At 67.0% G+C, this 6,064-nt stretch carries 9 protein-coding genes; 7 read left to right on the forward strand and 2 right to left on the reverse strand.

Going from position 1 to position 6,064, the window contains the following annotated elements:
- The first annotated feature begins 39 nt into the window (after positions 1 to 39).
- Both AX681_RS09770 and AX681_RS09775 read left to right on the forward strand, forming a co-directional pair.
- On the forward strand, positions 40 to 1,494 hold the full coding sequence (locus tag AX681_RS09770) for an ABC transporter substrate-binding protein (protein WP_066661967.1): 1,455 nt from the start codon (positions 40 to 42) through the stop codon (positions 1,492 to 1,494).
- A 12-nt stretch (positions 1,495 to 1,506) separates the two neighbouring features.
- On the forward strand, positions 1,507 to 1,923 hold the full coding sequence (locus AX681_RS09775; RefSeq protein WP_066661969.1) for a DUF4112 domain-containing protein: 417 nt from the start codon (positions 1,507 to 1,509) through the stop codon (positions 1,921 to 1,923).
- A 5-nt stretch (positions 1,924 to 1,928) separates the two neighbouring features.
- Here AX681_RS09775 and AX681_RS09780 read toward each other — a convergent pair whose 3' ends face one another.
- The gene (locus AX681_RS09780; protein WP_066661973.1) at positions 1,929 to 2,375 is read right to left on the reverse strand and encodes a hypothetical protein; all 447 of its coding nucleotides are present in this window, start codon (positions 2,373 to 2,375) and stop codon (positions 1,929 to 1,931) included.
- A gap of 36 nt (positions 2,376 to 2,411) precedes the next feature.
- Positions 2,412 to 3,257 carry a carboxylating nicotinate-nucleotide diphosphorylase gene (gene nadC / locus AX681_RS09785; RefSeq protein ID WP_066661976.1) on the reverse strand — a complete coding sequence of 282 codons (846 nt, stop codon included), beginning with the start codon at positions 3,255 to 3,257 and terminating at the stop codon, positions 2,412 to 2,414.
- A gap of 137 nt (positions 3,258 to 3,394) precedes the next feature.
- Between nadC and AX681_RS09790 the strand changes: the two genes are divergently transcribed.
- The 5 genes from AX681_RS09790 to AX681_RS09810 form a co-directional block, all read left to right on the forward strand.
- The gene (locus AX681_RS09790; protein ID WP_066661977.1) at positions 3,395 to 3,718 is read left to right on the forward strand and encodes a DUF1476 domain-containing protein; all 324 of its coding nucleotides are present in this window, start codon (positions 3,395 to 3,397) and stop codon (positions 3,716 to 3,718) included.
- A 2-nt stretch (positions 3,719 to 3,720) separates the two neighbouring features.
- Complete coding sequence (locus AX681_RS09795; RefSeq protein ID WP_066661979.1) at positions 3,721 to 3,963, forward strand: BolA/IbaG family iron-sulfur metabolism protein; 243 nt, start codon at positions 3,721 to 3,723, stop codon at positions 3,961 to 3,963.
- A gap of 2 nt (positions 3,964 to 3,965) precedes the next feature.
- Positions 3,966 to 4,295: a Grx4 family monothiol glutaredoxin gene (gene grxD, locus AX681_RS09800; RefSeq protein WP_066661981.1), complete on the forward strand. Its 330-nt coding sequence runs from the start codon at positions 3,966 to 3,968 to the stop codon at positions 4,293 to 4,295.
- A 358-nt stretch (positions 4,296 to 4,653) separates the two neighbouring features.
- A complete protein-coding gene (locus AX681_RS09805; RefSeq protein ID WP_066661983.1) occupies positions 4,654 to 5,022 on the forward strand; it encodes a BlaI/MecI/CopY family transcriptional regulator in 369 nt (122 codons plus the stop codon).
- The coding region (locus AX681_RS09810; protein ID WP_231734931.1) for a M56 family metallopeptidase at positions 5,019 to 6,064 on the forward strand (1,046 nt) is incomplete at its 3' end. The genes AX681_RS09805 and AX681_RS09810, both read left to right, overlap by 4 nt.

Consider the following 6,064-nt stretch of genomic DNA (forward strand, 5'->3'; position numbering starts at 1 on the left):
GGGTTGGCTTCCCCGCCCCGCCTCCATAAAGCGGGAGCCATGCGCTCCCCCGCCCTGCCCCTTGCCCTTGCGCTCGCCTTGTTCGCGGGCGGGTGCGAGCGGCGACCCGATGACGTTCCGGTCGTGGTGAGCGCGATCGGCGCGCCCACCACATTGCGCGACCCTGCGCGCGGTCCCCTCACCTTCCCCGAAAGCGTGCTGCTCGCCGCGACCGCGCAGGGACTGGTTCGCTTCGACGCCAATGGCGGGATCGAGCCGGGCGTGGCGGAGCGCTGGATCGTCAGCGACGAGGGGCGCAGCTACATCTTCCGCATCCGCAATGCCGAATGGCCCGACGGAAGCAAGGTGACAGCCGGCGACGTGGTGGCGAGCCTGCGCGCTGCCATCGCGCCGAGCGCGCGCTCACCGCATGCGCCGTTCGTCGCGGTGATCGACGAGATCGTCGAAATGACCCCGCAGGTGATCGAGGTGCGGCTGAAGCATCCCCGCCCTGATCTGCTGAAACTGTTCGCGCAACCCGAATTCGCCATCCTGCGTCGCCCGCGCCTGTCCGGCACAGGCCCCCTGCGTGCCGACCCCAAAGGGAGCGGCAATCTGCTGCGCCCAGTTCCCGATCCCTATGCCGTCGCCGAAAATGCCGCCGCGCCTGAGGCCGCAGACAATGTCCGTCTGATCGGCGAGCGCGCCGCAATGGCGCTGACCCGGTTCGCCGCGCGCGAATCCGACCTGATCCTGGGCGGCAGCTTTCACGACTGGCCGCTCCTCGACCATGCGGGGATCGCGCCGGCGAATCTGCGCGTCGACCCCGCAGTGGGCCTGTTCGGACTGGCGATCGTGTCAGAAGAGGGGTTCACCGCCGATCCGGCCAACCGCGCGGCGCTGGCGATGGCGATCGATCGCGCCGCCCTCACCGCACGCTTCCGCCCGGAATGGACGCCTGTCGAAACGCTGCTCCCCGCGCAGCTCGACTCGGCCGCGCCGCCCGCGATCCCCGCCTGGGTGGCGCAGTCGCTGGACGCCCGGCGCATCCTCGCGCGCAACCGCGTCGTCACCTGGCGCGCGGCCAATCCCGACGCATCGCCCGTCATCCGCATCGCCATGCCACGCAGCATTGGGACCAAGCTGGTCTGGTACAGCCTAGTGCGGGATCTGCGCGCGATCGGCCTGCAACCCGCCTGGGTGGCGGAGCGCGAAGATGCCGATCTGCGCCTGATCGACGCCGTCGCTCCCTATGACAGTGCCCGCTGGTACTTCGTCACCGCGTGCCGCCGCTGCCCGGACGACCTCGCCGCAGTGATCGACGCCGCCCGCGACGCGCCGACCCTGGCCGATCGCGCCCGGCGGATTGCCGAAGCAGACCTCGCACTCACCGCTGCACAGCGCTATATTCCGATTGCACAACCGTTGCGCTGGTCGGTGGCGGCACTCAGGCTCAGGGCGTTTCAGACGAATCCCCGGGCCTGGCATTCGCTGACCCATCTGCGCGCACCCTAAGCGAGGACCGACATGGCCAAGGCGACCCGCATGCAACGCACTCCCGGCGCCTTTCCGGTCGGCCGCGACCCACATTCCGTGCGCCAGCGGGTAACGGCGATGGAGAAGCTGCTCGAACGCGGCTTCACGATCCCCGGCACGCGTCAAACCGTCGGCCTCGACGCGCTGATCGGCCTGATCCCCGTCGGCGGCGACATCATTGCGGCCGGCATGGGCCTCTACATGGTGTGGGAGGCCCGGAACCTCGGCATGTCGCGCGGCGCGATGCTGCGGATGGTCGGCAATGTCGGTTTTGACTGGCTGCTGGGACTCATCCCCGGCATCGGTGATGTCGCCGACTTCTTCTACCGCTCGAACTCACGCAACCTGCGCATCATCAAGCGGCACCTCGACAAGCATCACCCGGCAACCGCCGTCATCGACAGCTGACCCGTTCAGGCGACGGGCGGCGGTGGCGCGCTCCCGTCGCTCGCGCGGAACCATGCGGTCGCATCCGGCCGGAACAGCATCCACACTGCAAAAGCGGTCAGCGCGAACGTCACCACGTTCAGCGCGGCTGGCAGAGCTCCGGTTCTTGCGAACCCTGCCAGCGAAAACGGCAGCGCCACCGCGGACAGTGCAAACAGGGCGACGATGATCCACTTCGTCACCTCGCTCGCCTTGCGCGCAGTAAAAAACCACAGCAGCAGCGAGACGAAGAGCGCGAACAGCGTAAAGCCGATCAGCATCGCCCGACCTGCCGGGATCATCTCGGGCATCTGCGCGAAGGATGCTTCGACGGCCGCAATCTGCTTGCTCCAGCCGAGCGCGTGATTGACGCCCCACACGACGATCGACGCCAGATAGGCCTGTTCGAACCGGATGATCGATTGCGGTCGCATGAAATACCCCCTCCAGAATTGTCGAAACGCTAGGCGTCAGGCGGGGGCGAAGTCCAGCCCGATATCCGCCGCCGGAGCCGATTGGGTCAGCCGCCCGACGCTGACATAGGTCACGCCCGTCGCCGCGATCGCCGCAATGGTGTCGAGCCGCACGCCGCCGGAAGCCTCGGTCGGCACCCGCCCGGCGACCAGCGCCACCGCTTCGCGCAGCAGCTCCGGCCCCATATTGTCGAGCAACAGGTGCGTCGCCCCCGCCGCCAGCGCCGGTTCGATCTGGTCGGTCCGGTCGACCTCGACGATGATCGCGCCGATCCCCGCGCACACCGCCCGCGCCACCGCTTCCTCGACTGATCCGGCGACTGCGACGTGATTGTCCTTGATCATCGCCGCGTCCCACAGGCCCATGCGATGATTCTGCGCCCCGCCCATCCGCGTCGCATATTTCTCCAATCGGCGCAGGCCCGGGATGGTCTTGCGCGTGTCGAGCAACGTCGCACCGCTCCCGGCCATCGCGTCGACATAAGCACGCGTCATCGTCGCGATGCCCGACAGATGCTGGACCGTATTGAGCGCCGAGCGTTCGGCGGTGAGCAGCGCGCGCGCATTGCCGCGCAGCCGCATGAGGTCGCTCCCGGCCGCGACAGCCTCGCCCTCCGCCGCCAGAATCTCGATCTCGACAGTCGGATCGAGCGCGCGGAAAAAGGCCGCAGCGATCGGCAGCCCGGCCACGACCACGGCATCACGGCTGTCCATCACCCCGTCAAACACCGCATCCGACGGGATCACGGCCTCTGCGGTGACATCGCCCGATCCCACATCCTCCGCCAGCGTGGCGGCAACAAAGGCGTCGAGATCGAACCCATCGAGCTGGAAAACGGACATGACAACTCCTGCACCCTGCACCGCCGCCTACCCCCCTCGCCCGGCCGGGGCAATGTCGATCCGGGATGCTACGCCCGTTGCCATGCGCGCGGCCCGCCCCTATTTCCATCAGGACACTGTTTTAGGGGTATTGCAGCATGACCACCTTCGACGATCGCGAGCGCGCGTTCGAAGCCAAATATGTCCGTGACGAGGAAATGGCGTTCCGCGTCACCGCGCGGCGCAACCGGCTGCTCGGCCAATGGGCGGCGGAAAAGATGGCGCTGACCCCCGAAGAGACCGACGCCTATGCCAAGGCGGTGGTGCAGGCCGATTTCGAGGAATCGGGTGACGAAGACGTGATCCGCAAGCTGCTCGGCGACCTGACTGCTGCCGGGGTCGAAATCGACGATGCCGCCGTGCGCGCTGCGGTCGAGGCGATGACGGTCGAGGCGCGCCGCCAGCTGATCGAGGCGCAGTAATCATGCCAATGGCGGCGAGCGAGATCGAGGCGCTGATCCGCGCCGGCATCCCGGATGCGGCGGTGGAGATCACCGACCTTGCCGGCGATGGCGATCATTATGCCGCGCGCGTGACCAGTGAGAGTTTCCGGGGAATGCCGCGCGTGCGGCAGCACCAGGCTGTATATGCCGCACTTGGCGGTCGGATGGGCGGCGTGCTGCACGCGCTTCAGCTGACCACTGCCGTGCCGGCTGGGAGTGAATGACCATGACCGACGATACCAACGCCCGCATCCAGACCCTTGTCGATTCGAACGACGTGCTGCTGTTCATGAAGGGCACGCCGCTGTTCCCGCAGTGCGGCTTCTCCAACCGCGCCGTTTCGATCCTCAACCATCTCGGCGTCGAGTTCGAAAGCGTCGACGTACTGCAGGATCAGGAAGTCCGTCAGGGCATCAAGGCGTTTTCCGACTGGCCGACCATTCCCCAGCTTTATGTGAAGGGTGAGTTTGTCGGCGGGTCCGACATCATGATGGAAATGTATGAGAGCGGCGAGCTGGCTCAGCTGCTCGAGGACAAGGGCGTCGCTGCGGCCTGATCGGCGGCGACTCTGTTTACGCGGGTCGCCAGCGTGCGACCCGCCGCGTCGGCGTTCGGTGCCGACCCACCCACTGCACATCGTCCATAACGGGAAAGGGCGGATGGCCCAAAAGCCACCCGCCCCTGAAGCGTCGCACCTGGCGGTGAACACATATGCCCGAAGTGTTGCACCGCGCGTGCCAGATCGGGCGAACCACGCACTTCCGCGGATGACGCTGGTTAACGAAATTCACCGCCACGCAAAGCTGTCAGCTTTTCCGACACCGGTACCAACCTGAACCTCATTCATCGCGCGTTCAGCCCATTGACTACACATGTGATCGGAGCGATTACACCCGTAGTCAAAGAGGGAACCGATGACCGAGCGAATCAGCGAAGCCGAGCATGCGGTGATGGAGGTGCTGTGGGACGAGTCCCCGCTCGCCGCCCAGGATGTGGTCGAGCGCGTGGCACCGTCGCGCGGCTGGAGCGCCAATACGGTCAAGACGTTGCTCGGCCGCCTGCTCGCCAAGAACGTCATCGCCGCCGATGAGGATGGCCGCCGCTATCAATACCGCCCGCTGGTCGAGCGCGGCGACTATGTCGAGGGTGAGTCGCGCCGCCTGATCGACCGGCTGTTCGGGGGCAAGCTCACCCCGCTGGTCGCGCATCTCGCCGAGCGCGATGCGCTGACCGATCAGGACATTGCCGAGATCGAGGCCCTGCTGAAGGAGCTCAAGCAATGATCGCCTGGATGATCGAAACCTGCATCGCGACCACGCTGCTGATGCTGCTGGTCCTGGCGCTGCGCAAACCCGTCCGCGAGCAGTTCGGCCCCAACATCGCCTATGCGCTGTGGCTGTTGCCGGTGCTGCGGCTGTTGATGCCGCCCTTGCCCGGCGCGTGGAGCTTCACCGAACTGCTCGGCAGCCTCACCCAGTCGGCCGAGGCTCCCGCCGCCGCCGCCACCACCACCGTCAGCACGCAGGCGATCATCGACCAGGCGCTGCTGCAGGCCCAAGCCGACATGGCCGCCCATGCGACAACCACGGTTGCGGAGACCAGCGTCACCGCGTCGAGCGGGCCGAGCCTGTTGCTGATCCTCGGCGCAATCTGGGCCGCTGGCGCGCTCGGCTTCCTGTTGTGGCATATCGTGTCGCACAGCCGTTTCTGCGCCAATCTGATGCGCAAGGCGGAAATTCGCCGCACAGTCGCCGACGGGCGTGTCCATGTCATCGAAACCGATGCCGCCACCGGCCCGCTCGCCTTCGGCATCTGGCGCAAATATGTCGCGTTTCCGCGGGATTTCGCGGAGCGTTATGACCCGGTCGAGCGCAACCTCGCGCTTGCCCATGAACTCGGGCACCACCTTCGGGGGGACCTGATCGCCAACTGGATCGCGCTGGTCGTGCTCGCGCTCCATTGGTTCAACCCGGTCGCATGGCGGGCGTTCCGCGCCTTCCGCGCCGACCAGGAACTGGCCTGTGATGCCCTTGTGCTCTCGGGCCGCGCACCGGCGCTGCGCCATGCCTATGGCCGCGCCATCGTCAAGTCCGCGCATGGGGGTGCGGTCTCGGCGGCATGCCACCTACACACCGTCAACGAACTCAAGGGGAGGCTCAAAATGCTCTCGAAACACAATCCCAAGTCGCGTGCCCGTGTCACCACCGGAATCGCTGGCGCTGCGGCGCTGACCCTCGCCGGCCTTGCGCTTACGGCTTCCGGAGCCGGTGCCGCCATCGCTCAGGCCGACGCGCCGACGCCGCCCGCCGCCCCGGCGGCACCGGC

The sequence above is a fragment of the Sphingomonas sp. CCH9-E2 genome (genome assembly GCF_001557215.1).
Lineage (GTDB): Bacteria > Pseudomonadota > Alphaproteobacteria > Sphingomonadales > Sphingomonadaceae > Sphingomonas.

Bases quoted from the DNA above. Each gene is read 5' to 3' on its own strand.
- AX681_RS09770 (WP_066661967.1), top strand. From the start codon at position 40: ATGCGCTCCCCCGCCCTGCCCCTTGCCCTTGCGCTCGCCTTGTTCGCG.
- AX681_RS09775 (WP_066661969.1), top strand. From the start codon at position 1,507: ATGGCCAAGGCGACCCGCATGCAACGCACTCCCGGCGCCTTTCCGGTC.
- AX681_RS09780 (WP_066661973.1), bottom strand. From the start codon at position 2,375: ATGCGACCGCAATCGATCATCCGGTTCGAACAGGCCTATCTGGCGTCG.
- nadC (WP_066661976.1), bottom strand. From the start codon at position 3,257: ATGTCCGTTTTCCAGCTCGATGGGTTCGATCTCGACGCCTTTGTTGCC.
- AX681_RS09790 (WP_066661977.1), top strand. From the start codon at position 3,395: ATGACCACCTTCGACGATCGCGAGCGCGCGTTCGAAGCCAAATATGTC.
- AX681_RS09795 (WP_066661979.1), top strand. From the start codon at position 3,721: ATGCCAATGGCGGCGAGCGAGATCGAGGCGCTGATCCGCGCCGGCATC.
- grxD (WP_066661981.1), top strand. From the start codon at position 3,966: ATGACCGACGATACCAACGCCCGCATCCAGACCCTTGTCGATTCGAAC.
- AX681_RS09805 (WP_066661983.1), top strand. From the start codon at position 4,654: ATGACCGAGCGAATCAGCGAAGCCGAGCATGCGGTGATGGAGGTGCTG.